Here is a 1,225-nt window from a genome sequence, read left to right as displayed (position 1 = left end):
ACGTGTTACTCACCCGTCCGCCGCTAATCTCAGGGAGCAAGCTCCCATCGATTCGCTCGACTTGCATGTATTAGGCACGCCGCCAGCGTTCGTCCTGAGCCAGGATCAAACTCTCCGAAGAAATGTTTGACTTGCTCATTTGCTTTTTTGATAGTGTGTGCTCACTTAAAATTTAACGTTGGCGCTTTGTTTTGTTCAGTTTTCAAAGAGCAATTTGACTCTTCTTAAAGAATCAACTTTCATATCATAACAAACCCAAAACGGCTTGTCAAGTTTTTTTGGTGGAGCCTAGCGGGATCGAACCGCTGACCTCCTGCGTGCAAGGCAGGCGCTCTCCCAGCTGAGCTAAGGCCCCAAAAAATAATGGTCGGGAAGACAGGATTCGAACCTGCGACCCCTTGGTCCCAAACCAAGTGCTCTACCAAGCTGAGCTACTTCCCGAAAAAATATGGTGCGCCCGGCGGGAGTCGAACCTACAACCTTCTGATTCGTAGTCAGATGCTCTATCCAATTGAGCTACGGGCGCATATTAAGATGGTGCCGAGGACCGGAATCGAACCGGTACGGTAGTCACCTACCGCAGGATTTTAAGTCCTGTGCGTCTGCCAGTTCCGCCACCCCGGCATAAATAAATAGTGGAGCGGAAGACGGGATTCGAACCCGCGACCCCAACCTTGGCAAGGTTGTATTCTACCACTGAACTACTTCCGCGAACATGCGGGTGAAGGGACTTGAACCCCCACGCCTTGCGGCGCCAGATCCTAAGTCTGGTGCGTCTGCCAATTCCGCCACACCCGCATAATAAAATGGTGAGCCATGAAGGATTCGAACCTTCGACCCTCTGATTAAAAGTCAGATGCTCTACCAACTGAGCTAATGGCTCATATAAACTATTTATATATGCTATATCAAGCTTGTATGAAAATGGTGCCGGCAAGAGGACTTGAACCCCCAACCTACTGATTACAAGTCAGTTGCTCTACCAGTTGAGCTACACCGGCAAGTGTAAAAATGGTGGAGGATGACGGGATCGAACCGCCGACCCTCTGCTTGTAAGGCAGATGCTCTCCCAGCTGAGCTAATCCTCCATATATAACTGCTTGGCGGCGTCCTACTCTCACAGGGGGAAACCCCCAACTACCATCGGCGCTGAAGAGCTTAACTGCCGTGTTCGGAATGGGAACGGGTGTGACCTCTTCGCTATCGCCACCAAACATAAAAGGAA

Annotated in this window: 9 tRNA genes and 2 rRNA genes; all 11 read right to left on the bottom strand. The window is 50.4% G+C overall.

Features of this window, described 5'->3' with window-relative positions:
- A 16S ribosomal RNA gene (locus tag LQ188_RS26715) occupies positions 1 to 121 on the bottom strand; the annotation flags it as partial.
- A gap of 158 nt (positions 122 to 279) precedes the next feature.
- Positions 280 to 355: transfer RNA gene (locus tag LQ188_RS26710), tRNA-Ala, on the bottom strand.
- 9 nt (positions 356 to 364) lie between these two features.
- Positions 365 to 441, bottom strand: a tRNA-Pro gene (locus tag LQ188_RS26705).
- Positions 442 to 449: 8 nt separating this feature from the next.
- A tRNA-Arg gene (locus tag LQ188_RS26700) sits at positions 450 to 526 on the bottom strand.
- A 9-nt stretch (positions 527 to 535) separates the two neighbouring features.
- A tRNA-Leu gene (locus LQ188_RS26695) sits at positions 536 to 624 on the bottom strand.
- Positions 625 to 636: 12 nt separating this feature from the next.
- Positions 637 to 711: transfer RNA gene (locus LQ188_RS26690), tRNA-Gly, on the bottom strand.
- A gap of 5 nt (positions 712 to 716) precedes the next feature.
- Positions 717 to 798 (bottom strand) — tRNA-Leu (locus LQ188_RS26685).
- A 9-nt stretch (positions 799 to 807) separates the two neighbouring features.
- Positions 808 to 883: transfer RNA gene (locus tag LQ188_RS26680), tRNA-Lys, on the bottom strand.
- A gap of 42 nt (positions 884 to 925) precedes the next feature.
- A tRNA-Thr gene (locus LQ188_RS26675) sits at positions 926 to 1,001 on the bottom strand.
- Positions 1,002 to 1,012: 11 nt separating this feature from the next.
- Positions 1,013 to 1,088, bottom strand: a tRNA-Val gene (locus LQ188_RS26670).
- Positions 1,089 to 1,098: 10 nt separating this feature from the next.
- A 5S ribosomal RNA gene (gene rrf / locus LQ188_RS26665) occupies positions 1,099 to 1,214 on the bottom strand.
- Between the last annotated feature and the right edge of the window lie 11 nt (positions 1,215 to 1,225).

The organism is Peribacillus sp. Bi134, assembly GCF_918698065.1.
GTDB lineage: Bacteria > Bacillota > Bacilli > Bacillales > DSM-1321 > Peribacillus.
The sequence above is the reverse complement of the archived record's forward strand: the minus strand, read 5'-3'. Positions and strand labels throughout refer to the sequence as shown.